At 72.0% G+C, this 26,512-nt stretch carries 27 protein-coding genes; 10 read left to right on the top strand and 17 right to left on the bottom strand.

From position 1 onward, the window contains the following. Positions 1-1,248, bottom strand: coding sequence for an epoxide hydrolase family protein (locus BN6_RS13395; RefSeq protein ID WP_015100187.1), 1,248 nt, complete (start codon positions 1,246-1,248; stop codon positions 1-3). A 93-nt stretch (positions 1,249-1,341) separates the two neighbouring features. On the opposite strand from BN6_RS13395, the gene BN6_RS13390 reads away from it, so the two are divergent. Further along, entirely contained in the window at positions 1,342-1,680 is a 339-nt protein-coding gene (locus BN6_RS13390; RefSeq protein WP_015100186.1) for a helix-turn-helix domain-containing protein, read from the top strand. 187 nt (positions 1,681-1,867) lie between these two features. Here BN6_RS13390 and BN6_RS13385 read toward each other — a convergent pair whose 3' ends face one another. Beyond that, entirely contained in the window at positions 1,868-2,353 is a 486-nt protein-coding gene (locus BN6_RS13385; RefSeq protein ID WP_015100185.1) for an SRPBCC family protein, read from the bottom strand. A 131-nt stretch (positions 2,354-2,484) separates the two neighbouring features. Between BN6_RS13385 and BN6_RS13380 the strand changes: the two genes are divergently transcribed. The 4 genes from BN6_RS13380 to BN6_RS13365 all read left to right on the top strand — a co-directional run bounded on the left by BN6_RS13380 (position 2,485) and on the right by BN6_RS13365 (position 6,331). After that, complete coding sequence (locus BN6_RS13380) at positions 2,485-3,294, top strand: CoA transferase subunit A (RefSeq protein ID WP_015100184.1); 810 nt, start codon at positions 2,485-2,487, stop codon at positions 3,292-3,294. Beyond that, positions 3,291-4,079 carry a CoA-transferase subunit beta gene (locus BN6_RS13375; RefSeq protein WP_015100183.1) on the top strand — a complete coding sequence of 263 codons (789 nt, stop codon included), beginning with the start codon at positions 3,291-3,293 and terminating at the stop codon, positions 4,077-4,079. Before BN6_RS13380 ends, BN6_RS13375 begins: the two co-directional genes overlap by 4 nt. Further along, positions 4,076-5,251: a thiolase family protein gene (locus tag BN6_RS13370; protein WP_015100182.1), complete on the top strand. Its 1,176-nt coding sequence runs from the start codon at positions 4,076-4,078 to the stop codon at positions 5,249-5,251. The genes BN6_RS13375 and BN6_RS13370 overlap by 4 nt, the downstream gene beginning before the upstream one ends. Before the next feature lie 279 nt (positions 5,252-5,530). Further along, a complete protein-coding gene (locus BN6_RS13365) occupies positions 5,531-6,331 on the top strand; it encodes an IclR family transcriptional regulator domain-containing protein (RefSeq protein WP_015100181.1) in 801 nt (266 codons plus the stop codon). A gap of 234 nt (positions 6,332-6,565) precedes the next feature. Here the strand turns inward: BN6_RS13365 and BN6_RS13360 are convergent, their stop codons facing one another. After that, entirely contained in the window at positions 6,566-7,594 is a 1,029-nt protein-coding gene (locus BN6_RS13360; protein ID WP_015100180.1) for an aldo/keto reductase, read from the bottom strand. A gap of 93 nt (positions 7,595-7,687) precedes the next feature. Between BN6_RS13360 and BN6_RS13355 the strand changes: the two genes are divergently transcribed. Continuing rightward, positions 7,688-8,386, top strand: a complete 699-nt coding sequence (locus BN6_RS13355) for a TetR/AcrR family transcriptional regulator (protein ID WP_015100179.1) — start codon at positions 7,688-7,690, stop codon at positions 8,384-8,386. An 82-nt stretch (positions 8,387-8,468) separates the two neighbouring features. Here BN6_RS13355 and BN6_RS13350 read toward each other — a convergent pair whose 3' ends face one another. The 5 genes from BN6_RS13350 to BN6_RS13330 form a co-directional block, all read right to left on the bottom strand. Then, positions 8,469-11,027 carry a DUF2156 domain-containing protein gene (locus BN6_RS13350; protein WP_015100178.1) on the bottom strand — a complete coding sequence of 853 codons (2,559 nt, stop codon included), beginning with the start codon at positions 11,025-11,027 and terminating at the stop codon, positions 8,469-8,471. Positions 11,028-11,341: 314 nt separating this feature from the next. Further along, a complete protein-coding gene (locus tag BN6_RS13345) occupies positions 11,342-11,764 on the bottom strand; it encodes a group II truncated hemoglobin (protein ID WP_015100177.1) in 423 nt (140 codons plus the stop codon). Between the two features lie 114 nt (positions 11,765-11,878). After that, the gene (locus BN6_RS13340; protein WP_231905273.1) at positions 11,879-13,021 is read right to left on the bottom strand and encodes an alpha/beta hydrolase family protein; all 1,143 of its coding nucleotides are present in this window, start codon (positions 13,019-13,021) and stop codon (positions 11,879-11,881) included. A gap of 107 nt (positions 13,022-13,128) precedes the next feature. Continuing rightward, positions 13,129-13,902, bottom strand: coding sequence for a MerR family transcriptional regulator (locus tag BN6_RS47770; protein WP_015100175.1), 774 nt, complete (start codon positions 13,900-13,902; stop codon positions 13,129-13,131). 112 nt (positions 13,903-14,014) lie between these two features. Continuing rightward, on the bottom strand, positions 14,015-14,956 hold the full coding sequence (locus BN6_RS13330; protein WP_041312709.1) for a hypothetical protein: 942 nt from the start codon (positions 14,954-14,956) through the stop codon (positions 14,015-14,017). A 229-nt stretch (positions 14,957-15,185) separates the two neighbouring features. Here BN6_RS13330 and BN6_RS13325 point away from each other — a divergent pair, with 229 nt between their 5' ends. Together BN6_RS13325 and BN6_RS13320 are read left to right on the top strand one after the other, a co-directional pair. Next, entirely contained in the window at positions 15,186-16,397 is a 1,212-nt protein-coding gene (locus BN6_RS13325) for a M23 family metallopeptidase (RefSeq protein ID WP_015100173.1), read from the top strand. A 56-nt stretch (positions 16,398-16,453) separates the two neighbouring features. Then, positions 16,454-17,119, top strand: a complete 666-nt coding sequence (locus BN6_RS13320) for a hypothetical protein (RefSeq protein WP_148302855.1) — start codon at positions 16,454-16,456, stop codon at positions 17,117-17,119. Here BN6_RS13320 and BN6_RS13315 read toward each other — a convergent pair. Continuing rightward, complete coding sequence (locus BN6_RS13315; protein WP_015100171.1) at positions 17,112-18,281, bottom strand: MFS transporter; 1,170 nt, start codon at positions 18,279-18,281, stop codon at positions 17,112-17,114. The two genes, BN6_RS13320 and BN6_RS13315, sit on opposite strands and share 8 nt — an antisense overlap. 64 nt (positions 18,282-18,345) lie before the next feature. Here BN6_RS13315 and BN6_RS13310 point away from each other — a divergent pair, with 64 nt between their 5' ends. After that, positions 18,346-18,711 (top strand): MerR family transcriptional regulator, encoded by a 366-nt coding sequence (locus BN6_RS13310; RefSeq protein ID WP_015100170.1) that lies wholly within the window; start codon positions 18,346-18,348, stop codon positions 18,709-18,711. Between the two features lie 142 nt (positions 18,712-18,853). Here the strand turns inward: BN6_RS13310 and BN6_RS13305 are convergent, their stop codons facing one another. Continuing rightward, positions 18,854-19,864, bottom strand: coding sequence for a hypothetical protein (locus BN6_RS13305; RefSeq protein ID WP_015100169.1), 1,011 nt, complete (start codon positions 19,862-19,864; stop codon positions 18,854-18,856). Between the two features lie 102 nt (positions 19,865-19,966). Between BN6_RS13305 and BN6_RS13300 the strand changes: the two genes are divergently transcribed. Next, positions 19,967-20,542 (top strand): TetR/AcrR family transcriptional regulator, encoded by a 576-nt coding sequence (locus tag BN6_RS13300; RefSeq protein WP_041312705.1) that lies wholly within the window; start codon positions 19,967-19,969, stop codon positions 20,540-20,542. Positions 20,543-20,574: 32 nt separating this feature from the next. On the opposite strand, the gene BN6_RS47390 is transcribed toward BN6_RS13300, so the two are convergent. The 7 genes from BN6_RS47390 to modA form a co-directional block, all read right to left on the bottom strand. Further along, positions 20,575-20,751: a hypothetical protein gene (locus tag BN6_RS47390; protein WP_015100167.1), complete on the bottom strand. Its 177-nt coding sequence runs from the start codon at positions 20,749-20,751 to the stop codon at positions 20,575-20,577. Positions 20,752-21,012: 261 nt separating this feature from the next. Then, positions 21,013-21,900, bottom strand: a complete 888-nt coding sequence (locus tag BN6_RS13295) for an NAD-dependent protein deacetylase (RefSeq protein WP_041316650.1) — start codon at positions 21,898-21,900, stop codon at positions 21,013-21,015. A gap of 619 nt (positions 21,901-22,519) precedes the next feature. Further along, positions 22,520-23,104: a hypothetical protein gene (locus BN6_RS13290; RefSeq protein WP_015100165.1), complete on the bottom strand. Its 585-nt coding sequence runs from the start codon at positions 23,102-23,104 to the stop codon at positions 22,520-22,522. Positions 23,105-23,329: 225 nt separating this feature from the next. After that, on the bottom strand, positions 23,330-23,896 hold the full coding sequence (locus tag BN6_RS41850; protein ID WP_051075544.1) for a dienelactone hydrolase family protein: 567 nt from the start codon (positions 23,894-23,896) through the stop codon (positions 23,330-23,332). Then, positions 23,893-24,942 (bottom strand): ABC transporter ATP-binding protein, encoded by a 1,050-nt coding sequence (locus tag BN6_RS13280; RefSeq protein ID WP_015100163.1) that lies wholly within the window; start codon positions 24,940-24,942, stop codon positions 23,893-23,895. The genes BN6_RS41850 and BN6_RS13280 overlap by 4 nt, the downstream gene beginning before the upstream one ends. Beyond that, positions 24,939-25,739: a molybdate ABC transporter permease subunit gene (modB, locus tag BN6_RS13275; protein WP_015100162.1), complete on the bottom strand. Its 801-nt coding sequence runs from the start codon at positions 25,737-25,739 to the stop codon at positions 24,939-24,941. The genes BN6_RS13280 and modB overlap by 4 nt, the downstream gene beginning before the upstream one ends. Continuing rightward, the gene (modA, locus tag BN6_RS13270; protein WP_015100161.1) at positions 25,736-26,512 is read right to left on the bottom strand and encodes a molybdate ABC transporter substrate-binding protein; all 777 of its coding nucleotides are present in this window, start codon (positions 26,510-26,512) and stop codon (positions 25,736-25,738) included. Before modA ends, modB begins: the two co-directional genes overlap by 4 nt.

Here is a 26,512-nt window from a genome sequence, read left to right as displayed (position 1 = left end):
TCAGCGGCGGCCGCGGAACGTGCGGCGCAGGTCGTCCACCCACAGGTCGGGGATCTCCCACGGGATGAAGTGGCCGCCGCGGTCGTGCACGGTCAGGTTGACGTGGTGATACCAGTCGGCCCGCTCGCTGTCGAGGAAGCTCCGCACCCGCTGGTCGGTGGTGACGCCGGGCGGGTTCTCGTAGCCCACGAACGTGATCCCGGTCGGCGCTTCGATCACGGGCACCCGGTCGTGCGACGGCTGCCACGGGTACCGGTTGTTGTTGGCGTAGGTGCGGATCGACGTGGAGATCGCGTTGTTCACCCAGAAGATCATCGCGTGGGTGAGCAGGTCGTCCTTCGAGAACACGGACTCGACGTCACCGCCGCAGTCGCTCCACTTGATCCACCGTTCGAGGATCCACGCCAGCATGCCCGCCGGCGAGTCGGACAGCCCGTACGCGAGCGTGCTGGGCGCGAGCACGTGCGCCGCCAGGTGCCCGGCGAACCGGTGCTCCAGCTCGATCAGCCGCGCCCGGACGTCGGGGGCCAGCCCGTCCGGGATGGGTCGGCCACCGGTGAAGTCCCACCCCCGGTCGCCGTTGAAGAAGGTCAGCAGCAAACCCGAGCCGATGTGGATGCCGTACAGCGAGTCGGCGTACTTGTGCCCGAGCTGGCCGGTGACCAGCGCGCCCACATCACACCCGGCGGCGGCGTACCGGGCGTGGCCGAGCGTGTCGGTCATCAGCCGGTGCCACACGTCGGCGACCTTCCAGAAGTTCAGGTCCGGGTGGTCCGGCAGCGGTGTGGAGAACCCGAACCCGGGGAACGACGGGACGATCACGTCGAACGCCTCGGCCGGGTCGCCGCCGTGCGCGCCGGGGTCGGCGAGCGGGTCCACCACCTTGGACCAGTGCCAGAACGTCCACGGCCAGCCGTGCGTGAGGATCAGTGGCACGGGCGCGGGACCGACGCCGGGCTTGCGCATGAAGTGCACCGGCACGCCGTCCACGGCCACGCGGTAGTGTTCGTAGGCGTTGATCGCGGTCTCCGCCGCGCGCCAGTCGTACTCGGTGAGCCAGTAGTCGACCAGCTCGCGCAGGTAGCCGCGATTCACCCCGTAGTGTGAATCTTCGTTGCCGGCGTCATCGGGCCAGCGGGTCAGTTCGAGTCGGGTCCGCAAATCGGCCAGCACGTCGTCCGACACGTGGATCGGCGTTGGTGCCAACGGGAACGCGCTGCGGGACGTCGGTTCGGGTTCGTCGACCACGCGCCCAGTCTCGCACCCCCGTTCGTGTCACGAGATCACCGGACCGGGGGACGTGCGTACGCAACGGTTGAGCGTTGCGTACGCGCAACTACTATGTCCGACGTGAGCTCAGAGCAGAACATCACGCCGTCGCCCCTGTGGACCTACATCGAGACCAACCTGGAGAACCGTGGCCTGAACACGGGTGACCTGGCACGCGCCACCGGCGTGCACCGCAGCCGGTTCACCGACTGGCGGCGCGGCAAGTCGATCAGCATCGAGACGGCGCGCGCCATCGCGAAGCTGTTCGAGGTGAGCCCGCTGGAGGTCCTGGTCGCCGCCGAGCTGCTGACCCCGGAGGAGGCGCAGCTGCGGCACACCCGCCCCAACCCGGCCGAGGTGAGCAACGAGGAACTGATCGCCGAACTCAAGCGCCGCCTCAAGCACTCGTAACCCCTCCCCCGGCCACGGCCAGGGCCAGGGCCAGGGCCGAAGGAACGTCAAGCACGGAGCAGGCGCTTCGAAGTCGAAGGCTCCCGGGACCGACGGTTCCCGGGGGCCGAGGTGCCGAGCCAGGGCCCTCAGGCTGTCGGCCGCTCGGTCCACCACCGACATCTCGGCCGCCACGGACGCCCGGTCGTCAGGGGCGCTCGGCGGCGTCAGCGGCTTTGGTCGCTTCGGCGGCTTGCTTGAGGCGGGCCAGCGTGGCTTCGATGTTGCGTTGGTTCTCCTGCACGCGGTCGCGGACGCCCGTGGCCAGGACGGTCACCGGGCGGAACCACCCCGGGCGGCGGTCCCAGGTGCTTTCGGTGACCCGGCAGCCCTCCGCGTTCGGCTCGATGTCGTACTGCCAGCGCGACACCGCGAGCCCCAGCGACCTGACCTCGAACGCGAACTTGCCCGGCTCGGCGTTCGTCACGGTCGAGACGGTCGACCAGAAGCGCACCCCGCGCTTGTTGGTGCCCCGGAAACGCGCACCGACCCGTGGGCCGTCGGCGTTCAACCACCGGCCGCCCGAGTACTCGGTAGCCAGGTCCGCCATTCCCGGCAGGTCGCTGACCAGGCGGTACACCAGGTCGGCCGGGGCGTCCACATCGATGCTGCCACTCGCGTCGGGCTTGTCCACGACGTGAATCTACTGACCGGTAGGGCCCGCTGGAAGGCCTTTGCGACACCCCTCGGGGTTGACCGGACCCGCACATCCTCGTATGTTCGTATGTAGAACTTTTGTTCGGTATACGAACACGTGAGGGTGCCGTGGCGGAGATCGGAACATTGGCGGAGGCGATCGGCGACCTCGTCGGCGACGGGGACGTGGTGGCCCTTGAAGGGTTCACCCACCTGATCCCGACGGCGGCCGGGCAGGAGATCATCCGACAGGGGCGGCGCGACCTGACCCTGGTGCGGATGACGCCCGACATCGTCTACGACCAGCTCATCGGCGCGGGCTGCGCGCGCAAGCTGGTGTTCTCGTGGGGCGGCAACCCCGGGGTGGGGTCGCTGCACCGGTTCCGCGACGCCGTGCAGAACTCGTGGCCGGTGCCGCTGGAGATCGAGGAGCACAGCCACGCGGGCATGGCCAACCGGTACGTCGCCGGCGCGTCCGGCCTGCCGTTCGCGGTGCTGCGCGGGTACGTCGGCACCGATCTGCCGTCGGTGACCACCACCATCAAGCCCATCACCTGCCCGTTCACCGGCGAAGAACTCACCGCCGTGCCCGCGCTGAACCCGGACGTCGCGATCGTGCACGCCCAGCGCGCCGACCGGAACGGCAACGTGCAGCTCTGGGGACTGCTCGGGGTGCAGAAGGAAGCGGTGCTGGCCGCGCGGCGCAGCCTGGTGACGGTCGAGGAGATCGTCGACGAGCTGTCCCCCGTGCCGGGGGCGATCGTGCTGCCGTCGTGGGCGGTCACCCGGGTCGCCGAGGTGCCCGGCGGCGCACACCCCTCGTACGCGCAGGGCTACTCGGAGCGGGACAACGCCTACTACGCCGCGTGGGACCCGATCAGCCGGGACCGCGACGAGTTCGGCCGGTGGCTGGAGCAGGTCAAGGAGGCAGCGGCATGAGCCCCGCACAGGACACCGGACCCGCCTCGGACACCGGCCCCACGTCGGACGAGGTGATGGCGGTCGCCGCCGCCCGCGCGCTCTCCGGGCGGCAACGGGTGTTCGTCGGCATCGGCCTGCCGTCCACCGCCGCCAACCTGGCCCGCCGCACCCACGCGCCGGACCTGGTGCTGGTGTACGAGTCCGGGACGCTCGGGTCCAAACCGGACCGGCTGCCCGCGTCCATCGGCGACGGCGTGCTGGCCGAGACCGCCGACGCGGTGATCAGCGTCCCGGAAGTGTTCAACTACTGGTTGCAGCCCGGCCGGATCGACGTCGGTTTCCTCGGCGCGGCCCAGTTGGACCGGTTCGGCAACATCAACACCACCGTCATCGGCAGTGACTACCACCACCCCAAGGTGCGCCTGCCCGGCGCGGGCGGCGCGCCGGAGATCGCCGCGTCCTGCCGCGAGGTGTACGTCGTGGTGCGGCAGAGCAGCCGGTCGTTCGTGGACCGGGTCGACTTCGTCACCTCGTTCGGCCACGGCCGGGGCAAGGGCGACCGCGAGCGGCTGGGCCTGCGCGGAGCGGGCCCGACCCTGGTGATCACCGACCTCGGCGTGTTCCGCCCGGACCCGGAGACCGCCGAGCTGGTGCTCACCGCCGTGCACGAAGGCGTGACGGTGGACGACGTCCGCGCCGCCACGGGCTGGGACCTGAAGGTGGCACCGGACCTGGACCGCACTCCCCCGCCCACCGACCAGGAGCTGGCCGCGCTGCGGGCGCTCAAGGAGGCCTCGAAGTGACCGACGTGTTCGTGCTCGACGGCGTGCGCACCCCGTTCGGCCGCTACGGCGGGGCGCTGTCCGGCGTGCGCCCGGACGATCTCGCCGCGCACGTCCTGCGAACCCTCGGCGACCGCACCGACCTCGACCCGGCGACCGTGGACGAGGTCGTGTTCGGCGACGCCAACCAGGTCGGCGAGGACAACCGCAACGTCGCCCGGATGGCGACCCTGCTGGCCGGCTGGCCCACGTCCGTGCCGGGGACGACGGTCAACCGCCTGTGCGGCTCCGGGATGGACGCCGTCATGCAGGCGTCGCGGACCATCGCGGTCGGCGACGCGTCGCTGGTCGTAGCGGGCGGCGTCGAGTCGATGAGTCGTGCGCCGTGGGTGCTGCTCAAGCCCGGCAAGGGTTTCCCGGTCGGCCACGAGACCCTGCACTCGACCACGCTGGGCTGGCGGATGACCAACCCCGACCTGCCGGCGGAGTGGACCGTGTCGCTCGGCGAGGCGACCGAGCAACTGGCCGAGCGGTACGGCGTGACGCGGGAGCGGCAGGACGAGTTCGCCCTGCGCAGCCACCAGCTCGCCGCCAAGGCGTGGGACAACGGCTTCTACGACGGCCACGTCGTGCCCCCGCCCGGTGTGGCAGCGACGCGGGACGAAGGGATCCGCGCCGACACCAGCCTGGAGAAGCTGGCCGGCCTCAAGCCCGCGTTCCGTCCACAGGGGACGGTCACGGCGGGCAACGCCTCCCCGCTCAACGACGGCGCGGCGGCGCTCTTGCTCGGCTCGAAGCAGGCGGCCGACAGCGCGGGCCTGGTGCCCTTGGCCCGGATCGCGGGCCGGGGCGCGGCCGGCGTCGACCCGCATGCGTTCGGCCTCGGCCCGGTGCAGGCCGCCGAGATCGCATTGCGGCGGGCCGGGATCGGGTGGGGCGACCTCGCGGTGGTGGAACTGAACGAGGCCTTCGCCGCCCAGTCGCTGGCGTGCCTGACCGATTGGCCGGAACTGGACCCGGAGATCGTCAACGTCAACGGCGGCGCGATCGCCATCGGCCACCCGCTGGGCGCGTCCGGCGGGCGGGTGGTGCTCCAGTTGGCACACGAGTTGCGGCGACGCGGCGGCGGGTGGGGCTTGGCGGCGCTGTGCATCGGCGTGGGCCAGGGCTTGGCGGTCGTGCTGGAGGCCTAGCGACGGACGGTTGGGCGGTGGTCGGGTAGCAGCGGTCGGAAGGCGGCCGGCTCGCGCACCTCCGGCGGACAGCACCTGTTCGGCGGACGGCACGTCCACCGGCCGCCACCACACGACGAGCCGCCACCGCACGACGACCAGCCACCGCACGACGAGCCGCCACAACCCGTCGAGCAGTTGTCGCACGTCGAGAGATCGACGCACGTCGAGCAGTTGTCGCACGTCGAGGGATTGTCGCGCGGTGGGTTGAGGTGTGCGGCGGATAGGGTGATGGCCACCATGACGGAGCAGGAAGCACCGCCGGAGCGCGGCGCGCATTACGTGCAGTCGCTGGAACGCGGCTTGGCGGTGATCCGCGCGTTCACCGCAGACAGTCCCGCTTTGACGCTGACGGACGTCGCCAAGCGGACCGGGCTGACCCGGGCCGGGGCGCGGCGCTTCCTGTTGACGTTGGTGGACCTCGGGTATGTGCGTACGGATGGCAAACTCTTCTCGTTGACGGCGCGGGTGTTGGAACTCGGGTACGCGTTCTTGTCGAGCGCGGCGTTGCCGGAGGTGGCGCAACCCCACCTGGAGCGGTTGTCGGTGGACGTGCGGGAGTCCACTTCAGCCTCGGTGTTGGACGGGACGGACGTGGTGTACGTGGCCAGGTTCGCGGTGTCGCGGATCATGGCGGTGTCGATCACGGTGGGCACCCGGTTCCCGGCGTACGCGACGTCCATGGGGCACGTTCTGTTGGCCGGGTTGTCGGTGGGTGAGCTGACGGCGTACCTGGGCGGCGTGCGGTTGGAAGCGTTGACGTCGCACACCATCACCTCGCCGGACCGACTGCGGACCGAACTGGCACAGGTCCGCGACCAGGGCTGGGCGTTGGTCGACCAGGAACTGGAAGAAGGACTCCGATCGATCGCCGCCCCGGTACGAGACCGGGCGGGCCGGGTGGTGGCGGCGGTGAACGTGTCCACCCACGCCAGCCGCACGACGGTGGAACGGCTGCGCCACGAGATGCTGCCCCCGCTGTTGGCCGCCTGCACCGCGATCGAACAGGACTTGGCCGGGCCTCGAAACGGTGCCCGATAGCGGTTGACGGTGCCCGATGTGTCCGGCGCGGGCGGCGCGAGGCGGGTCCGCCGCATTCGGAGTTCGGTTGGCGCCGGTTCTGGTCGGGCGAAGGCGTAGCCGATGTGGCCATGGGTCGTAGCTTCGTGTCGTCGGCGGGTCTGCGGGCTGGCCTCCTAGATGACTGGCCCGGCGAGGGCGGCAGGGGCAGGGCCAGCAGGGCCGGCGGGCGGCGGAGCCGGCGGCGCGCGTGGGTCAGCGTTCGCTGTCCAGGTCGCGCATCAAGGGGGTTGCGTAGCGGGAGCCTGCTGCGGCGCCTGCGGGGATGGCTTGTTCGATGGCGGACAGGTCGGCTTGGGTGAGGGTCAGGGTTGTGGCTGCTTGGGCTTCGGCCAGGCGGGGCCTGGTGCGGGCTCCTACCAAGGGGACGATGTCGTCGCCTTGGTGTAGGGCCCAGGCGATGGCTACTTGGGCGACGGTGGCGTCCTTGGCTTCCGCCACTGTTCGCAGGGCCTCGACCAGTTTCAGGTTCCGGGTCAGGTTGTCGCCTTGGAACCTGGGGCTGATGGTGCGGAAGTCCTGGCCGGGCAGGTCCCGGTCCGCTGTCCAGTGGCCGGAGAGCAGGCCCCTCGCCAGGACCCCGTAGGCGGTGATGCCGATGCCCAACTCCCGGGCCGTCGGGAGGATGTCGGCCTCGATCCCCCGGGAGAGCAGGCTGTACTCGATCTGGAGGTCGGAGATCGGGTGCACGGCGTGCGCCCGGCGCAGGGTCTCGGCTCCCACCTCGGACAGCCCTATGTGGCGGACGTGGCCCGCTTCCACCAGCTCCGCGATGGCCCCGACGGTGCCCTCGATCGGGACTGCCGGGTCGAGGCGGGCCGGGCGGTAGATGTCGATGTGGTCGGTGCCGAGCCTGCGCAGGCTGTAGGCGGCGAAGTTCTTGACCGCCTCGGGCCTGCTGTCGTAGCCCGACCAGCCACCGTCCGGGTCGCGCAGGGCGCCGAACTTGACGCTGATCACGACCTCCTCGCGGTAGCGCGACGAGGAGCGCAGGGCATCACGCAGGAGCAGTTCGTTGTGGCCCATGCCGTAGAAGTCGCCGGTGTCGAGCAGGGTCAGGCCGGCGTCCAGGGCGGCGTGGATGGTGGCGGTGCTCTCCGCCTCGTCGGCCGGGCCGTAGAGGTCGGACATGCCCATCAGGCCCAGGCCGAGGGCGGAGACCCGCGGGCCCGTCTTGCCGAGGGTGCGAGTAGGGACAGCGGGAACTGCGGAAAGGGTTGACATCGGAACTCCTTGGGGTTGGTAGCAGTGGTATCGAGTTCACGTTAGCAGTGGTTCTGTATCAGCGCTACCCACTATCGTGTTAACGTTGTTCTCATGACTGAGGGCGCGGCCGGCACACCCCGGGAGCGGATCATCGCGGCGGCGGCCGGGCTGCTGACCGAGGGCGGGATCGACGCGGTGTCGACGCGGGCCGTCGCGGCGGCGGCCGGGGTGCAGGCACCCGCGCTGTACCGGCTGTTCGGGGACAAGCAGGGGCTGCTCGACGCGGTGGCCGCGCACGGGTTCGAGCGGTACCTGGAGACCAAGCTCGCCACGCCGAGCGACGGCGACCCGGCGCGGGACCTGCGGCGCGGCTGGGACAGCCACGTCGAGTTCGGGCTCACCCACCCGGCCTTCTACGTGCTGATGTACGGCACTCCGCAGCCCGGCAGGCGGCCCGCCGCGGCAACCGAGGCGTACCGGATCCTGCTCTCGACCGTGGAGCGGGTGGCCGAGGCCGGCCGGCTGCGGGTGCCGCCGGAGACCGCGGCGAGCATCGTCCAGGCGGCCGGCACGGGCGTGACGCTGAGCCTGATCGCCGATCCGTCCGGGGACGGCGACCCCGACCTGTCGGCGCACACCCGGGAGATCGTGCTGGCCTCGATCACCACCGACGACCAGCCCGAGCTGGACGCCTCGCTCTCGGCCCGCGCGCTGGCCCTGGACATGACGCTCAACCGGCAGTCGCACCCGTTGAGCCCGGCGGAAGCCGCGCTGCTGAAGGACTGGCTGCGCCGGCTCGCCACCGGGTGACCCGACCGGGACCGGTGCGACCCATGGGCGGGCTCAGCAGGCAGGGCCGGCAAGGCCGGCAAGGCAAGGCCGGCAAGCGGGGTCAGCGGGCCGGGGACGGGCGGCGGGTGCGGCGGGAGGCGAGCAGCCGGGCCAGCCGGACGCCCTGGCGGATGTTCATGCCGGGCAGGTAGGCGCGGCCGACGGCGTTGGCGATCCGGGGCAGCGCGGCGGGGTCCGGGTAGGCCATGAACATCGGGCGGTACACCGGCTGGAACTTCGCCTTGAACGCGAACAGCGACCGGAAGCCGTAGACCGGCTCCAACACCTGGCCGGCGAAGTCCAGCACCCGCTGCACCCCGCACGCCCGCACGCCCCGGTCCAGCCGGGCCAGCGGCGCGCCGGACAGGCTGAGGAACCCCGCGCCCTCCTCCTTCAACGTCATGGCCGCCGACGCGATCAGGAACTCCATGGACCCGGCGAACGCGTTGGCCCGCCGCCGCATGAAGTCCAGCGTCCACCCCACGACCTGCCCGTTGACGTACACCGGCAGCCAACTGGTCACGCCGTGCACGGTCCGGTCCGCGTCGACCGCGATCAGGCACCGCACGCCGTCGCCGGAGAGCTCCTCCAGCCCGCCCAGCGTGAACCCCATCTCGGGCAGCCCCTTGTCGGCCACCCACGCGGCCGAGATCGACCTGATCTGGTCGGTGAGCGCGGGCGGCGCGTCGGCGTAGCGCACCCACTCGGCGGTGACGCCCTCCTTGGCGGCCTTGTTGAGCGCCGTGCGCACGTCCTGCCACTTCTTGCCGGTGAACTGGAGCTCCGACAACGGGATGACGGTGTCCTCGGCGACCTGCACGGCGTGCCAGCCCAACGGGGCCACTTCGTCGCGCAGCTCCTCGCTGATGCTGTACAGGCACGGCGTCCAGCCCTCGTGCGCGCAGAACGACGCGAACCCTCGCACGGCCTCACGGCACGCGTCAGGCGGCCCGATGGGGTCGCCGACCGTAAGGGCGATCGTGGCGACCACCCGGTACGCGACGACCGCACGCCCGTCAGGCGTGAACCAGTAGCGGTTGCCACGCCACGTCGTCATGTAGGACAGGGACGTCCCGCCGTGCTCGACCATCAGCTCACGGGCGCGCGCGGCGGCGTCCCCGTCTTCGACGCGGCGCGCGTTCCACGACGCCTGGAGGATGGCGACGAGCACGATCAGCCAGAACACCGCGCCGATGTACTCGAACAGCACGGCCGCGAGGAAGTCGTCCGGCCGGAACGGCGTCGACACCAGACCGAGGTACCCCGGCGGCAGGAACCGCGCGGGCAGGTCGGCCAGCAGGTCGAGGAAGGCGGGCTCCGGCGTGAACTGCGCTCGCGCCGGCCACCCGCCGATCAGGTACACGGCGCTGAGCCCGACCAGCCCGATGCCGGTGGTCTTCCAGAACCGCCGCACGGGCGTGGCCAGCGGGAAGTGCGGTCGGGTGAACAGCAGCACGACCGCGGTGCCCAGCGGCAGCAGGAACGGGATGCAGTACTCGACCAGCACGCTCGGCGTCACGGTGGTGCCGGTGAGCAGCACGGCCTCCCACAGGTACCAGCCGATCAGCCCGGTCATGGCCACGTTGACCACGAACGCGGCCCACCACGCGAACCGGCGACCGCGCCGCAGACCCTCGGCGAGCACGAGCAGCAGCAGGGCCGGCATGACGGACATCAACAGCGCGGGCAGCCTGTCGTACACGGCCTGCATCGACAGCGTGTGGCACAGGTCGACCATGTCGGGATCGGCGCAGTAGGACGCCAACGTCTCCGCGTCGGCCTGGGGCACGGCGAGCACGTCCGCGAACCACGACAGCGGCCCGTTGGAGTACGGCGACATCAGCACGAGGATCGGCCCCAGCGCGGACGCGGCGATCAGCAGCGCGACCAGCACACGGGTCTCTTCGCGGGACGGCGGCGCGGGCGCGGGGCGTCCACGCACGGCGACTGCACCGATCACCAGCCCGGCGATGCCGCCGCACAGCCGCAGCACGTCCTGGAGGTACCCCGAGTACAGGGCGAGCACCAGCAGCGTGAGCACGAGCAGCAGCCGCACCCGCCGACGCCACAGGGGCGGCAGCCGGAAGCTCAGCGCGAGCGCCATGCCGACGATGCCGGGCGACGGGCCGACCGCGAGGTCGTAGCCCAGGTAGTCCAGCCAGCTCCACCCTGCCGCCGCGCCGACCTGCACCAGGCCGCTGCCGGCGAGGACGCCGAGCACGTGGGTCGAGACGAGCAGCCCGGCGGCGCGCAGCGACCCGAACTCGCGTTCCGCCGCGGGCCCGAACAGCACCAGCAGCACGGTCGTCGCGAGGTAGCCCGCGAGGTTCGCGCACCACAGAGTGGACGTGAGGGACGCCCACAGCGGGGACGTCACGCCGAACCCGACGTTCTCCAGCAGTTCGTCGGACGGGCCGGACCACAGACTGCCTGTGACCGCGCCGACCGTCCACAGCGTCACCAGGGCGATCACGGTGACCGGCGCGCGGCGGGTGAACGAGCCGAGGCCGCCGGCCCGGCGCACCACGGCGGCGAGCCGCACCGCACCGCCCGCCACCCGCTCCAGCCGGGTCCGCCGGGCGGTTCCGCCCGGCGCACGTCCACTCACGCCCGTCAACACGCCTCGAACACCTTCCCGTACTCGTCGCGGTGACCCGCACGCGGCCGCACGACGACACCGGCGGAGTCCGGGTGCCTGCGGCCGTCAGGATGCCACGAGGGGTGCGCAAGGCGAGCGTCCAGTCGGGCCTGTCCCGGCGCGACGAGCGCCGCCGGAACGGGCCCCGTTGGCGCGGCGGCCCGGTCATCCCCCGTCGCATCCCTGCGAGGTGACCAGTTGACCGCGTGGGGACGGTCGGGCACATCGGCCCAACGGATGCGGGCGGTCCGTCCGAGGGGTGAAGGACTATCAGCCCGAAGTAGTACGACTCCGGGTCACGGCCACTCCCAGCGGGGCACGTCGCCCGCCTCGGTGGGGTAGGGCTCGCCGGGTGCGGACACGTCCCGGGCGATCTCGGTGCCCCACCGGATGTACCGGTTGAAGCTGTCCTGGAGGTGTTCGTCGGCGGGCAGGGTGACCCGCGCCGACTCGGCCATCAGCTCCGCCCAGCGGGCCCGCTGCTCCTCGGTGATGCCGAGGTCGTGGTGGGCTTGGAGGATGTGCAGGTGCCCGCCGAGCTGTTCGGTGAACCGGGCGGGGCCGCCGAAGACCTCGGCCAGCCACACGACGACGTGATCGAGGTGTTGTTCGGTGAAGTTCACGAACACCGGTCGCAGCAACGGGTCGGCGAGCACTTTGGCGTAGAAGTCGTCCACCAGCTCGCGCAGAGCGGGCTCGCCGCCGATGGCCTCGTACATGGTCTGTCCCAAGATGATCCCCCCAGTGCGGTCCGGTCCGAATCCTGTCACCGTCCACAGTGCCGGGGCAGCTCCCAGTCGTTACGCCGTGGGCATAACGACCGGGAGCGGGGCTCAGCGCAGGTGCCGGTCGAAGAACGCGGCGACCGCGCCGCGCACGTGTGGCACCGAGCGGCTCGGCTCGATGGCACCGACCAGCTTGACCCGGTCGGCGGCCGTCATCAGCCCGGCTGCCTGGAACTGCGGGGCCATGGCGGCGAAGTCGGTGAACACCCAGTGTGTCGCGTTGGTGACCACGCGTTTCATAGTGCACCCGCCGTGCGCCAGCATCGCGGCCCACGAGCTGTCGTAACGGGCGTCGCGGTAACCGTCCGTGCCGTACAGGAGCAGCGGGCGGTCGACGCCGTCGCGTGCGACGGGCAGCAGTTCACCGGGCTGTCCGGGCTGAGCGGTGCCGTGGTCGAGGTAGCCCTCCAGGTTCACGGCGGCATCGAGGCGCCGGTCGTCGTACATGCTCTGGGCGGCCGTGGTGCCGCCTGCCGAGTGCCCGTACATGCCGATCCGACGCAGGTCCAGGGCTCGGGACAGGTTGCGCGGCAGGGCCCGGCCGGCCGCGTCGGGGTTCTGCCCGCGCGCCAGCACCTCCAGTTGGTCCAGGACGAACCTGGTGTCGGCGATCCGGGTGTCGATCATGGCCCGGAAGATTTCCGGGTGGGTGCGCGGGTCGGCGGGCAGGGCGATGATGCGCACCCGGCCGTCCGGGAACTCCACTTCGCTGGTCTCGCCGGGGTGGTCGAACGACACCACCACGTAGCCACGGCTCGCGAGGTCTTCCGCGAGCGTCGTGTTGATCGTGCGCGGATCGGCCGCTCCGGGGCTGTAGAGCAGCACCGGACGCCTTACGGGCGACGCGGGCGCGCCGACGTGCGAATGGGTTTTGGTGGCCGCCCAGTCGACGCCCGACTTGGGCAGTTCGGGGTGGGCGGCGGTCACGTCGAGCCAGCCGAACGTCTCGGCGGCCTTCGGCGTCATCTGCGGCGCGACCGGGTAGCCGCGCACGTCGTGCGCCGGGTAGAACACCGTCGCCATCAGCTCGCGGGCGCGCCCTCGCGCGTCCGGCCACGGGTCGGGCCGGTCCCGGTCGACCAGGTGCAGGGTGGTGACGCCGACCTGGTGCGGTCCGGTCGGCGCGGGCAGTCGCACGGTGTCGGCGGCGCTCGCCGATCCCGTCCAGGCGAGCAGCAAAGCGGCGGTCAAGCCTGCTGTTGTGCGCAACAAGACAGTTCCCCCTGTTTCTTGATTTCGGGCAGCACCGACCGCCCGAACCGGTGGTCGGAATTCGAGAAGGGGCTCCCCCGAGCCGTTTACCGCGCGGCCGCGTGCACCCGGCCGACGTAGTCCCAGAGACCGTCCCCGAGGTCGGACACCGGTTCGTCGGGCAGCACGTCACGCAGCACGCCGTGGCCGTGCGTCCGGAAGAACGCGCTCATCGAGGCGAGGATGGCCGGGTCGCCGCCCGCGAAGTCACGGCCGATGCCGGCGAGCCGGCGGCCGAGTTCGCGGACCTCCGGATCGTCCGGCGGGGTTTTGGCGCGGTAATGGCCGATGATCGCGACGAGCACCCGCGGCCATTCCGCGTCGAGTTCCTTGCGGCCGATCTCGCCGAGCCCGGCGGAGCGCCCGTCGAGGAATTCGTGCTGTTCCTTGGTGAGGTAGTCGTCGAAGATCCCGGTGCAGCCGAGCAGTGCCAGCAGGCCGCCGGAGTCCTGCTGCGGCGGCCCGTCGAGCTGGTCCAGCAGGCCCCTCGTCTGCCGGCGCAGCGCCTCCAGCCGCCACACCTGGTCGTCCAACCGGTCCAGGTGCCCGACCAGCACCCCGCGCAGCGGGCCGTGCGACGGGTCGGCGAGCACCTCGCCGATCTCCTCCAGCGACATGCCCAACTGCCGGAGCAGGCGGATCCGGTAAAGCCGCTGGACGTCCGGCTCGGTGTAGCGGCGATGCCCGGAGTGGGTCCGCTCGCTGGGGCGCAGCAGACCCAGCTCGTCGTAGTGGTGGAGGGTGCGCACCGTCAGCCCGGTGACCTTCGCCAGCGCGCCGACGCTCCAGCGCGGCTGCTTCGCGTGCCCGGTCCCCGTCATGGGACCGACTCTAAAACCTCACGTCGGGTCAGTTTCAACACCGTATCGGCGGACATGTCGCGAACCCGCCCGCGGAACGCCGTTACCTGGCGCGGCGGCTGGCCGAGCTGGACTAGGACCAGTCCCAGCCGATGCCGACCACGCCCGGTTGGACGTCCTTCGCGGTCACGTGCAGCATCCGGCCCGGTGTGAGTGGGAGTTCGTCGCCGTGTACGAGCGGCGCGTCCACGCCGGGTTGCCCGAGGGCGTAGCAGCGCACGGGAAGGCGCGGCTCGGTGAATCGCACGCTCAACACGTACGTGCCCACGGGGTAGCGGAACGCGCGGCGGTAGTCGTGGGCTTGTGCGCCGTTCTCCGTGATGGTGAAGCGGTACTCCAGCAGATGTGTCTGGCCGGCGCGCAGGGTGTGGTCGAACAGCAGCTCCGCCGCGATCACCGGCGCACCGGGGTGTCTGCGCACGCGGCCGAGCCGGCAGTTGGCCACCGCTTCCGCGCCCAACGCGTCCGGCGGGGTGTCGGCGTCCGCGCAGTACACCGCCAGATAACGGTCGGGGTGCCCGGCGACGGCGCGCAGCACCTGTCTGGTGTGGACCGAGCGGATCACGCCGTGGGCGTCCACTGTGGCCGCGTCGTCCTGCGACCACAGGCGCAGGTTGCCGTCCGACGGGCCGACGAGCGCCTCCACCGTCTCCGCCAACGATTGCGCGGGCTCCAGCATCCGCCCGTACTGCCGGGCCTGCTGCTGCTTGGACACCCAGCGGCCACGGGGGCGCGGCGGTCCGAGCAGGGCTTCCAGCGAGTGCCGGGGCAGGCCGAGGATCGTCTCGATGGCCTGCACGGCGCGCAGCGAGTCGGCGCGCTCGGGACGGCTGCGGCCCAGCCGCCAGTAGCTCAGCGTCGACAGGCTGACGTGGATGCCGCGCCGGTCGAGGCGGTCGCGCAGGCGTTCCAGGGTGAGCCCGCTGCGCTCGACGGCGGCGCGCAGCGCGGCGTGGAACGGACCTGTGCGGAGCAGTACCTCGACTTCGTGGCCGGCGTCGGGCGGGACGACCACCGCGCACCCCCTCGACTGTGGAAGACACAGTTTAAAAGTCGGACAACGCCCGATATGACCGACGAAGGTGGGTATCCGTTCACAGTATTGGCGGCCGGTTCCACAGTTGTGGGTCACCTGGTCGAGGCGACCTTGACCACGTCGGACCGCCGGTATGTCATCGGCGCGGCGGCCCCCTGCAAGAGCCGCCGGAATCCCTGCCCTGTGCCGATTTCCCCCTGGAGGGCACATGTCCCGTCCGTTGTCCGCGCGGCGGTTCGCCGCGTTGTTCTCCGCACTCGTGGCCGGTGTCGCGGTGCTGGTCGCGCCGTCCGCAACGGCCGCCGCACCCGAGACCGACCTCGCCGCGACCGTCCGCGCCACCATGCTCCAGCAGCACGGCGACGCGGTGAAGCAGCAGTGGGGCACGCAGACGTTGCGCGAACCGCTGTTCGAGCCGACCCGCACGTCCGGTTCGTGGGTATTCGGCAGCACCACCATCCCGATGACCTACGGCCAGGAGCACGGCGCGCCGCACATGGCGTTGTTCCTGGCCCGCAAGGAACGGTCCACGTGGCGGGTCGAGCTCGACGGCACCGCCGGGTTCGCCGCGCTCGCCGCGCAAGCCCCGTCCGCGGTGCTCAGCGACGGTGAGAAGCAGACCTTCGCCGCCAACCAGAGCAACCGCGCGCAAGCGCTCGCGCCCACCGGTCTCGGCCTGCCGTGGCCGGTGAACGTGGCGTGGTGGATGGGCGGCGGTCCGCACGGCAACAGCGGCAACAGCCGGCCGTTCAGCTCGATCGACTTCAACGGCGGTGACGGCCGGGTCCTGTCGGCCGGCAACGGCCGCGTGTACAAGAGCTGCATCGTGGGCCGCAGCGCGCTGGTGAAGGTCGTGCACGACAACGGCTACAGCAGCACCTACTACCACATGTACAACCTGACGACGCTCGCCGACGGCAGCGCCGTGCGCACCGGCACGTACCTCGGCAACATCGGCAACGAACTGCCGTGCGGTGGTTCCAGCAGCGGCGCGCACGTGCACTTCTCGTTGTTGCGCGGCAACACCCACATCAGCGTCAACGGCATGACGATCGGCGGTTGGACGTTCTACGAGGGCTCGCAGGCGTACGGCGGCTACGCGCAGCGCGGCAGCACGCGCGTGTCCGTCGGCGGTCGGGTCACCAACTACGGCGGTGGCGGCACGACGCTGCCCACCGGCACGGTCGACGCGGGTTCGAACAGCACGGTGAACCTGCGTTCCGGCCCCGGCTTGAGCTATTCGGCCGTGGGCACGGTCGCGGACGGCGCGGTGGTGTCCATCGCGTGCACCAGCCGCGGCGAGGCCGTCGAAGGGGTCTGGGGCCGCACGGATCTGTGGAACCGGCTCGACGACGGCAAGTGGATCAGCGACGGGTTCGTGGACACCGGCTCGGACGAACCGGTGGCTTCGGCCTGCTGATGCCGAAGGTGCCGATCCCGCCCCGCCGCCGGGGCGGGATCGGTACCGTCCGTGCGGTGACGTTCTGGAAGTCAGGCCGGACCCCGGAGCCGCTCGGCGACCCGGGCCAGGCACGGCTCGCCTTCCTGCTGAACGAGTACACCGCGATCCGCGCCGAACTGGTCGCGGCGGTCGCCTCCCAGCAGGCGGTGATGAACTACGGGTTGGCCGCGATCGCGGTCATCTACACGGGTGTGCTCGCGACCTGGTCGAACGTGCCGTTGCGCACCGGGATCCTGGCGCTGGCCCCGGTGCTGCTGATGTTCGTGTGGTTCGTCTGGTACGGCGAGGTGAAGCGGCTGCTCCGGACCCGCCGGTTCCTGTGGGAGCTGGAGAAGAAGGTCAACGCCGTGCTGCGGTCCCCCGAAGCGACCGCGGGCGAGTCCGACCTGCCGGCGGGCGACGTGCTGCACTGGGAGAGCTGGGTCCGGGGCCGCAACCGGTGGCGGGAGAACCTGCACTCGCGGCCCGCCTACCACCTGTCCACCGGGTTGTTGTGCGGCACCGGGTTGGGCACCACCGTGCTGTCGGTCGTGCTGGGCGTGACCGACAGCGGGATCGCCACTGCGCTGCTGGTGCTCCTCTACGGCGGCGCGGCGGCCTTCCTGGCGTTGCTCTGGTACGCGGTCTCGCTGGTGCGGAGCAACCCGCTGCTGGCCGGTGCGGGCAAGCCGATCACCTGACCGGCTTGGGGAACCCCCGGCTGGTCAGCACGACGGCGAGCACCGGAACCAGCAGCACCAGCATGGTCCACGGGAACGTCATCGGCCCGGCGGCGTCGAGCAGCAGCCCGCCGATGGCACCTCCCGCCGCCATCGCGACGTTCCACAGGGTCACCAGCATGGCCTGCGCGCTGTCGGCCTCGTCGCCGGCGGCGTCCGCGACGGCCGTCTGGAGCAGCGTCGGGATGCCGCCCCAGCCCAGGCCCCACAACGTGACGGCGGCGTAGACCAGGACGTGGCTGTCGTTCAGGACGGCCAGCGCCGCCGCCGCGACGGCGACCAGGACGGTGCCCGCGACGGTGAGGGCGCGGAGCTTGCGGTCGATGTGCGCGCCGACGTACCAGATGCCGACGATGGACGCGATGCCGTAGACCAGCAGGACCACGTCGACGGAGTCACCGAGACCGACCTGGCCCAGGTAAGTGGCCACGTAGGTGTAGAACACGGTCTGCGCCAGCACGAACACCAGGGTGGTGAACAGGACCGCCGGGACGCCGGGGCGGCGCAGCGCGGCCCTGGGCACCAGCCGGCCGGCGGGCGCGCCGGGCTGGTCCGGGACGAACGCCACGATCGCCGCGACCAGGACCGCGGCCAGCGCGGTCACCACCCAGAAGGTGGCCCGCCAGCCGACCAGGTGGCCGAGGAACGTGCCCGCCGGGATGCCCAGCGACAGCGCCACCGGCAGCCCGGCCATCACGATCGCGACCGCCCGGCCCGCCTGGTGCGCGGGCACCAGGCGGCGGGCGTACCCGGCCAGCAGCGCCCACACGACGCCCGCCGCGATCCCGGCGACGAACCGGGCGGCCAGCGTGACCAGGTAGTCCGCCGACACGGCGGTGATCGTGTTGGCCACCGCGAAGCCGAGCATCGACGTCAGCAGCAGGCGTTTGCGCGGCCACGCGGCGGTCGCGGTGACCAGCGGGATCGCCGACACGGCGGTGCCGACGGCGTAGATCGTGACGAGTTGTCCGGTGGCGGACTCGCCGACGCCCAGGCCGCCGCTCATCGCGGGCAGCACGCCGGCCGGCAGCGCCTCGGTCAGGACGGTGACGAACGCGGCCGTGGTCAGCGGCAGCAGGGCCCGCAGCGGGAGCCGGGGAGGAGCGGAAGCTCGGTTCGACATGCACGTATGCTCAGACCCTCACATATGTGTGAAGGTCCAATCCGGTGACCGTGAGGTGGAGCACATGCGCATCGGGGAGCTGTCCGAGCGGACCGAGACGTCCCGCCGGTTGCTGCGCTACTACGAGGAACGCGGGCTGATCGTGTCGATCCGCGCGGCCAACGGCTACCGCGACTACGACGAGAACCTGGTGGACCGGGTCCTGCAGATCCGGGGACTGCTCGACTCCGGGCTGCCCACCCGCATCATCAAACAGATCCTGCCCTGCCTGGACAAGCCCCGGGCGATCCACTTCCCGGACGCCACCCCGGAGATGCTCGCCACGCTGGAGCGGGAACGCGACCGGATGACCGAACGCGTCCGCTGCCTGACCCGCAACCGGGACGCCATCTCCGAGTACCTCGACGCGGTCCGCGCGTACGTGCCCTAGCGACAGGAACTCCGGGCCGTGTACATCGCGGCCGAGCGCGCCGCGTCGGCGCAGACCGTGCCGGGCGGCGTGGGAATCGCGGACTTCAAGTCGATGAGCAACGGCCCGTGGGTCGTCACTGCCCACGAAGCGGCGCGTTCCTTCACGGCCGCAGGGAGATCACGCCCTGGCGGTAGGCGTCGGCGAGCGCGGAGAACGACTCCTTCGGCACGCGCGTCCCGTCCTGGTCCACCCGGACGACGCCGAAGCTCGCCAGGTCGAGGTCGGGGTCGCCGCCGTGCGGCAGGTGGAAGGACGCGTAGGTGCAGCCGAACGCCGCGTCGACGCCGGTCCGCTCGAACACCCCCACCAGGTCCCGCAGGTACCCGGCCTGGCCCTGTTCGTCGCGGACCAGCTCGCGGGTGAACCCGGACGGGCGGCCGTCGGTGTACTCGACGACGAGGGTGCCGCGGGCGCCCAGGTCGGCCGCGCCGCGGTAGGTGGCCGCGCCGAACTCGGTGATGGCGACCGGTTTCCCCTGCGCCACGATGCCGCGGATCAGGTCTTCGTAGCGGTCGGCGATCTCGGCGGCCCGGTAGGCGTCGACGGAGACGATGTCGAACGGCGTCCAGTCCACGCCCTCGAACGGGATGGACGCGTAGGTCACCGGCCCGCCGAACCGCTCGCGCACCACCCGCACCGCACGCGCCAGGAACTCGTTGATCCGCCGGGGCACGTCCGCCAGGAGCGCGGCGACCTGGTCGCGCGGACCGTGCAGCAACGCGTCGGTGCGTTGCAGACCGTCCTCGCCGGGCAGGAATCCCTTGGTGAACAGGCTCAACTCGGCCCCGGTCACCAGGACCACGCTCGCCCCGGCGCGCCGCACGCGCTCGGCGCGGTCCGCGCAGTCCGCGAGGACCGCCAGCAGTTCGTCGGTGGTCAACTCGTTGGTGAACGGCGAGAACCACACCTCCAGACCGAGTTCGGCGGCGATCCGGGCGGCGGTCTCCAGCCGGTCCGGGTCGCCGCCGGTCAGCCGCACCGCCGTACAGCGCAGGTCGTCCCGGATGCGCCGCAGGTCGCGCGCCACCTCCGCCGGGTCCCACTCCTCGTGCGTGCTGACCCCGGACTGGTTGATGAAGCCGGTGTCGTAGCCGATGCCTTTTGCCCGCATGCCAACCCCTCACATTTACGGTACTTCGAGTACCTTAACAGTGAAGTTAGCACAGTACAGAAGCAAGCTGTTAAGGTACGCCGGGTACCAGGAGGTGAGCGGGTGACGGAACGCCGGCGACGCGGGGCGGAGCTGGAGCGGGCGATCCTGGCCGCCGCCGCCGACGAGCTGACCGAGTCCGGGTACGAGGGCCTGACCATGGACCGGGTCGCGAAACGGGCCGGCACCAACAAGAACACCCTCTACCGCCGCTGGCCGAACCGGGCCGTGCTCGGCGTCGCCGCCTACCGGCACCTGATGACCAAGGCCGTCGACCTGCCCGACACCGGCGAGCTGCGCGCGGACGTCCTCGAACTCCTGCGCGGCGCGAACCGGCACTGGGACTCGCCCGAAGGCGCGGTCCTGCGCGGACTCATGGCCGGCATCGGCGTGCCCGAGCTGCTGGCGCAGATCCAGGACGCGGTGAGCGACGCGGGCAGCGCGCTCTGGCTGACCGTGCTCGGCCGCGCGGTCGCCCGCGGCGAAGCCCGCCCGGAAGCCCTGCACCCGAGGGTCGCGACCGTCCCGGTCGCCTTGCTGCGCAACGAGTTCCTCACCAGCGGCCGGCCGAACGTGCCGGACGCCGTGCTGGTCGAGATCGTCGACGAGGTCTACCTGCCGCTGGTGCGCGCACGCTGATCAGGTCTCGCCCAAAACGGATCGGGCGTCGGCTAGCTCGCCGGGCGCAGTTCGCGGCCGGACGCGGTGAGGTGCTCCCACGTGCGCCCGCGCTGGCTGGGTGGCTCGGCCCCGTCCGCCGTGCGCAACGGGTACACCAAGCCGAACGGGACGGGCTGGTCGAACTCGTCACCGCTGCGGACGTCGATCAGGTCTCGGACGTGCGCCATGACGACCTCCTCGCCGGAGAGGGGAACGACCCCGCCGCCACGGGGCCGTTCGGGGGTTGTGCGGCTTGAATACCCTTCACCGCACAACAACAGGCTGCGACATCAGGGTGAACTCGACTCGCGGTGGCGTCCTGTTCCGTTCGCGCTTCACACCCCGCGATCCGCTTGTCGTGGCACCGGATCCGGATCCATTGTGGACAGTTCGGTGGCACAGCGTCCGAGGATCCCGCGAGCGGAACCGCCCAGGAGCCGACAGAACCGTCAGAGCTGAAGATCTACCCGCAAGATGTTGCACAACTCGGTCAGCGCCCGGCCCAGCGGCAGGTCGACCCGCGCGCTCGCGTGCCGGTCGCCGCGGGTCTCGCCCTGGTTGACGATCAGCACCGGCGTGCCCGCGCCGGCCGCCCGGCGGACGAACCTCAGCCCCGACATGACGGTCAGCGACGAGCCCAGGACCAGCACCGACCGGGCCTCGTCGACCAGCCGGCCGCACTCCTCCACGCGTGGCCGGGGCACGTTCTCGCCGAAGAACACGACGTCCGGCTTGAGCACGCCCGCGCAGTCGGCGCAGCCGACCACCCGGAAGCCGCGCACGTCCTCGTCGGCCAGGTCCGCGTCGCCGTCCGGGTTGATCCGCGCGACCTCGGCGGTGAAGTCCGGGTTAGCCGCGCGCAGCCTGCCGTCCAGCTCCTCGCGCGGGGTCAGCCGGCGGCAGTCCAGGCACACCACCCGGTCGAGGTTGCCGTGCAGCTCCACGGCGTCCGACGTGCCCGCCGCGTGGTGGAGGCCGTCCACGTTCTGGGTGATCACGCCGGACACGAACCCGGCCAGGCGCAACGCGGCCACGGCGTGGTGACCGGTGTTCGGGTCGGCGCGGGCGATCGTGCGCCAGCCGAGGTGGCTGCGCGCCCAGTACCGCCGGCGGCCTGCCTCGCTGCCGGTGAACTCGTCGTAGGTCATCGGGGTGTGCCGGCGCAGGCTGCCCGCCGCGCCCCGGTAGTCGGGGATGCCCGACTCGGTCGACAGGCCCGCGCCGCTCAGCACCACCACGTCCCGGGCGGCGACGGCCCGCACCACCTCGTCCAGGCTGGTGGTGCGCGGCAACGGAGCACCCGTGGCGGTCCAGCTCAGCGTCGGACGTGTGCGCACCACCCCATTCTACCTGCGGTTTCCAGAGCCGGCCGCAGTTCTCCGCGACGCGCACCGCCTCGGCCCGAGCGCAGGCCGGCACGTTGCGCTCCTACCCGGTCAACGGGCTGCGGCCGACCGCCGGCGACTCGGCTGCCGGCGCCGGGCCCACCACGCGCAGCCCCGAACCGCACCCGCTGCCCTCGGCCGCCGGACAGCTCGGTGCAGCGCCGGTCCTCCAACTCCGCGATCCCGGCCTGCGCCGGGGTCACGAACCCAGCATGACATCCGTCAGAGGGGCCGCCTGATGGGGTTCGTGCCGGAATTGAGCGATCTGCCGTGTCTAATTCCGGTGTCGGTTTCCAGCCGGCGGCGGCAGTGCCGTCACGGGTTCCGTTCACCGGGCCGGCACCAGGGCAGTCCAGCACGTTCACAGTTCACGGCGTACTGGCGCGGCGTACCGAAACACACCGGGAGATTCACGGGAACGGCCTGCCGAATACGGCGCGCAGGGCCGCGATCGACCTGGCCGGCCATTCGCCGCGAGGTCGACGGGCGACCTGGGGAGCATTCACCGGGAATAGCCGGAATGGTTTTCCGGTGTGACGGGCGGAGCCTGCGGCCCCGCCCGTCCGCGAGGTCAGAACTTGACGGTCGCGCAGCCCAGCCGGGGGCCTGCCGTACCCGCCTTGCCGGGTTCGGTGGCGGTCTTCTCGGCGTGGATCACGACCGAGCCCGCCCGCCGGTCGTCGAACTGCCACGGCACGACCGAGGTCACCACGGCCCGACCGCGCGAGTCGGTGGTGAAGTCGAGCCAGATCTCGTTCTCCGGGTTGGCGAACTCGGGGTCGACCGAGGGCTGCTTGGGGTCGACCACGTGCTGGTGGTGCGCGCCCGAGTCGGCCGGGAGCAGGCCGCAGGGCTTCTGGTGGGCGTGCGAGCCGTACGTGCGGTTGGGGATCAGGCCCCACACGCTGAGCTGCACCTTGGTAGAACGCCGCTTCGGCGTGGCCACGACCATCACCTTGGAGCCCGGCGCGATGAGCGCGGAGTCGTAGGTGAAGGCGTTGGTGGCCTTGTCGGGCGGCGCGAACCGCCCGATCGTCACCGCGTTGCCGCCGTGCCCGTGCCCGTGGCCGTGGCCATCAGGGGTGTGCGCGGAGGCGACGCCGGCGGCGGCCACGAGAGCCGTGGCAGCGCCGAGCAGGGGAAGAAGACGTTTCACACCTCATGCCTTTCCGAATAGTCGGCGGCCGTTTTGTCCGTACTTCCCGACGCTAGCACAATGATCATGGACTGATTCGCCGGCGGAATCCGGGGCGCGTTGTCCCGGACCCCGCACAAACACCCGGTACCGGCGAATTCACCACTCGAACAGGCGAGTGGGTCCCTCCAGCGGGTGATACCCGGGGGAGGCTCGGCGACGATCTCCCGCCGTGCGCCCGGTGGCTCAGCCGGAGTGCAGGAACCGGCGCGCCGACCGGACCACCCCGGCCCGGCGCACCGGGTCGTGCCGCAGGCCGTCCTGGTCGCAGAACCCGTGCCCGGCGTCGACCACCTCGACCGCCACGGTCGGCCCGGTGATCTGCCCGGCCACCTCGCACGGGTCGGACCCGGGCTCGTGCCCGGCGAGGATCGCCAGGCACGGGACGCGCGGCACGTGTCCGATGTGGTCCCGGATCCGCGAGCCGTACACGCACACGATCGAGTCGAACGCGTCGGAGGCCAGCCACGTGGCCGCCGCCCCGACGCCGAACCCCAGGCACAGCACGCGTTCGTGGCCCGTGCGCAGGTCCGCCGCGTGCGCGGCCAGCGACCGGGCCATGGCGTCCACGCCCACCTCGTCGGTGAACCTCCGGTACGCCTCGGCCTCCCGGTCGTGCGGGTGGACCACGCCGCCGGGCAGGAAGTTCGGCGTCGAGACCGTCCACCCCGGACCGCGCACGGCCTCGGCCATCGCCCGGAGGTGCGCGTCGGGACCGTAGACGTCGTGCGCCACGACCAGCGCCGTGCTCATGCGGGGTACGTCCGGATCTCGGTGGCCTTGAGCGCCGCCCACAGCACGTCACCGGGCCGCACCCGCAGGTCGGCCAGCGTCGCGGTGGTGATGTCGGCCAGCACCGGCGGCGCGCCGTCCAGCCGGACGCGGGTGGTGTGCGCGTGCTGCTCGACGCCCGCGACGGTGACCCGCCAGGTGTTGCGCGGGCTGCCCGCCGGCGGCTCGGGGTGCAGGCTGACCGCGCTCGGCGGGAACGCCACGTGCACCGCGCCGGACGCGGGCTCGGCGACGGTGAGGGTGCTGCCGTCGGCCAGCGCCACGGCCGTGCCGGCGGCCCGCCCCCTATACAGGTTGAGGCCGACCAGGGTGGCCACGTAGTCGGTGCGCGGCCGGCGGGCCACCTCGGCGGGCGGCCCGTCCTGCACCGGCCGGCCGTCCTCCACGATGACCAGCCGGTCGGCCAGCACCATCGCGTCCAGCGGGTCGTGCGTGACCAGCAGGGTGTGGCCGGGGAAGTCGGCCAGGTGGCGGCCGAGTTCGGCGCGCACGGCCAGCCGGGTGCTCGCGTCGAGGGCGGCCAGCGGCTCGTCCAGCAGCAGCAGGCCCGGGTCGGTGGCCAGGGCGCGGGCGAGCGCGACGCGCTGCGCCTGGCCGCCGGACAGCGCGCGGGGCTTGGCCTGCGCGCGGTCGGCCAAGCCGACCCGGTCCAGCCACTCGTGCGCGCGGGCGCGTGCCTCGGCGCGGGGCGTGCCCCGGGCGCGCAGCCCGAACGCCACGTTCTCCACCACCGTCAGGTGGCCGAACAGCAGGTAGTCCTGGAACACGACGCCGATCGGGCGGCGTTCGGCGGGCACGAACACGTCCGGCGGCACGTCCCACGGCTCGTCGTCGAGCCGCACGTGCCCGTCGGTGAGCGGCAGCAGCCCGGCCAGCGCCCGCAGCGCCGTGGTCTTGCCCGCGCCGTTGGGCCCGAGCAGCGCCACCACCTCGCCGGGCGCGACGGTCAGCGGCAACTCCAGCCGGAACCGGTCGCGGGTGACCCGCAGGTCGGCCGCCACGGTCACGTCGCGCCCCGGATCCACCGGTCGCGCAGGCCCGCCAGCACGCCCACCGACACCACCAGCAGGACCAGGCTGAGCACGATCGCGGCCTCCGGTTCGGTCTCCAGCGCCAGGTAGACGGCCAGCGGCATGGTGGTCGTCTCGCCGGGGAAGTTGCCGGCGAAGGTGATGGTGGCCCCGAACTCGCCGAGCGCCCGCGCCCAGCACAGCACGGCGCCGGCCACCACGCCCGGCGTGATCGACGGCAGGGTCACCCGGCGGAAGGTCAGCCAGCGCGACGCGCCCAGCGTCGCCGCCGCCTCCTCGAACCGGGGGTCGGCGGCCCGCAGCGCGCCCTCGACCGAGATCACCAGGAACGGCATCGCGACGAACGCCTCCGCCACCACGACCCCGGCGGTGGTGAACGGCAGCGAGATCCCGAACCACGCGTCGAGATACTGCCCGATCACGCCGCGCCGGCCCAGCACCAACAGCAACGCCACGCCGCCGACCACCGGCGGCAGCACCAGCGGCACGGTGACCAGGGCCCGCAGCAACCCGCGGCCGGGCACGTCGGCGCGGGCCAGCAGCCAGGCCAGCGGGATGCCGAGCACCAGGCACACCACCGTGGCGAGCGACGCGCACACCAGCGACAGCCGCAGCGCCTCCCCCACCTCGGCGCTGAGCAGCCGGTCCGGCAGCGTCGACCAGGGCGCGCGAACCAGCAGGCCGACCAGCGGGACCAGCAGGAACCCCAGTCCCAGCAGGGCGGGGAGCACGAGGACGGCGGGCAGCCGCCCGCGCGCCCGGCGGGACGTCACGGCTGGTCGAACCCGGCCTCGGCGAGCGCGGCGCGGCCCTTCTCCGACAGCACGTAGCCGACGAACGCGAGCGCGCCGGTCGCGTTCGGGGCCTTGGCCAGCGGCGCGATCGGGTAGTCGTTGACGGCCTTGTCGGACTCCGGGAAGGCGATCCCCTCTACCTGGCCGCCGGCGGACTCCACGTCGGTCCGGTAGACCAGCGCGCCGTCCACCTCGCCGAGCTCGATCTTGGTGAGCACGGCCTTGACGTCCTGTTCCAGCGTGTCGGGTCGCGGCGTGACGCCGGCCGCCTCGAACGCCTTCCCGGCCGCCGCGCCGCACGGCACCTGTTCCGCGCACAGCGCGATCTTGGCGTCTTCCCTGCCGAAGTCGGCCAGGCCGGTGATCCGCCCTGGGTTGCCCCGGGGGACGGCGATCTGGAGCTTGTTGCGGGCGAACACGGTCGGCGCGGCGGTGATGCCGCCCGCGTCGCTCACCTGCTTCAGGTTGGCCGGCGCGGCGGCGGCGAACACGTCGGCCGGCGCGCCCTCGTTGAGCTGCCGGGCGAGCGCGGAGCTGCCGGCGAAGTTGAACTTGACCTTCGTGCCGGGGTGGGCGGCCTCGAACCCCTCGCCCAGCTTGGTGAACGTCTCGGTGAGCGACGCGGCGGCGAACACCGTGACGTCCCCGGTGACCGCCCCGGACGGGGTCGAGGGCGCGGTGGACGGCTGGTCCGACGTGCCGCACCCGACCAGGGACGCGGCGGCGGCGAGCGCGAGCGCGGTGCGCAACAC

It is taken from the genome of Saccharothrix espanaensis DSM 44229 (assembly GCF_000328705.1).
Lineage (GTDB): Bacteria > Actinomycetota > Actinomycetes > Mycobacteriales > Pseudonocardiaceae > Actinosynnema > Actinosynnema espanaense.
The sequence above is the reverse complement of the archived record's forward strand: the minus strand, read 5'-3'. Positions and strand labels throughout refer to the sequence as shown.

Excerpts from the sequence above, each read along its gene's own strand:
- BN6_RS13390 (WP_015100186.1), top strand. The coding sequence starts at position 1,342 with ATGTCCGACGTGAGCTCAGAGCAGAACATCACGCCGTCGCCCCTGTGG.
- BN6_RS13365 (WP_015100181.1), top strand. The coding sequence starts at position 5,531 with ATGACGGAGCAGGAAGCACCGCCGGAGCGCGGCGCGCATTACGTGCAG.
- BN6_RS13355 (WP_015100179.1), top strand. The coding sequence starts at position 7,688 with ATGACTGAGGGCGCGGCCGGCACACCCCGGGAGCGGATCATCGCGGCG.
- BN6_RS47770 (WP_015100175.1), bottom strand. The coding sequence starts at position 13,902 with ATGACGGGGACCGGGCACGCGAAGCAGCCGCGCTGGAGCGTCGGCGCG.
- BN6_RS13360 (WP_015100180.1), bottom strand. The coding sequence starts at position 7,594 with ATGTCAACCCTTTCCGCAGTTCCCGCTGTCCCTACTCGCACCCTCGGC.
- BN6_RS13345 (WP_015100177.1), bottom strand. The coding sequence starts at position 11,764 with ATGTACGAGGCCATCGGCGGCGAGCCCGCTCTGCGCGAGCTGGTGGAC.
- BN6_RS41850 (WP_051075544.1), bottom strand. The coding sequence starts at position 23,896 with ATGAGCACGGCGCTGGTCGTGGCGCACGACGTCTACGGTCCCGACGCG.
- BN6_RS13325 (WP_015100173.1), top strand. The coding sequence starts at position 15,186 with ATGTCCCGTCCGTTGTCCGCGCGGCGGTTCGCCGCGTTGTTCTCCGCA.
- BN6_RS47390 (WP_015100167.1), bottom strand. The coding sequence starts at position 20,751 with ATGGCGCACGTCCGAGACCTGATCGACGTCCGCAGCGGTGACGAGTTC.
- BN6_RS13305 (WP_015100169.1), bottom strand. The coding sequence starts at position 19,864 with ATGCGGGCAAAAGGCATCGGCTACGACACCGGCTTCATCAACCAGTCC.
- BN6_RS13310 (WP_015100170.1), top strand. The coding sequence starts at position 18,346 with ATGCGCATCGGGGAGCTGTCCGAGCGGACCGAGACGTCCCGCCGGTTG.
- BN6_RS13375 (WP_015100183.1), top strand. The coding sequence starts at position 3,291 with ATGAGCCCCGCACAGGACACCGGACCCGCCTCGGACACCGGCCCCACG.
- BN6_RS13315 (WP_015100171.1), bottom strand. The coding sequence starts at position 18,281 with ATGTCGAACCGAGCTTCCGCTCCTCCCCGGCTCCCGCTGCGGGCCCTG.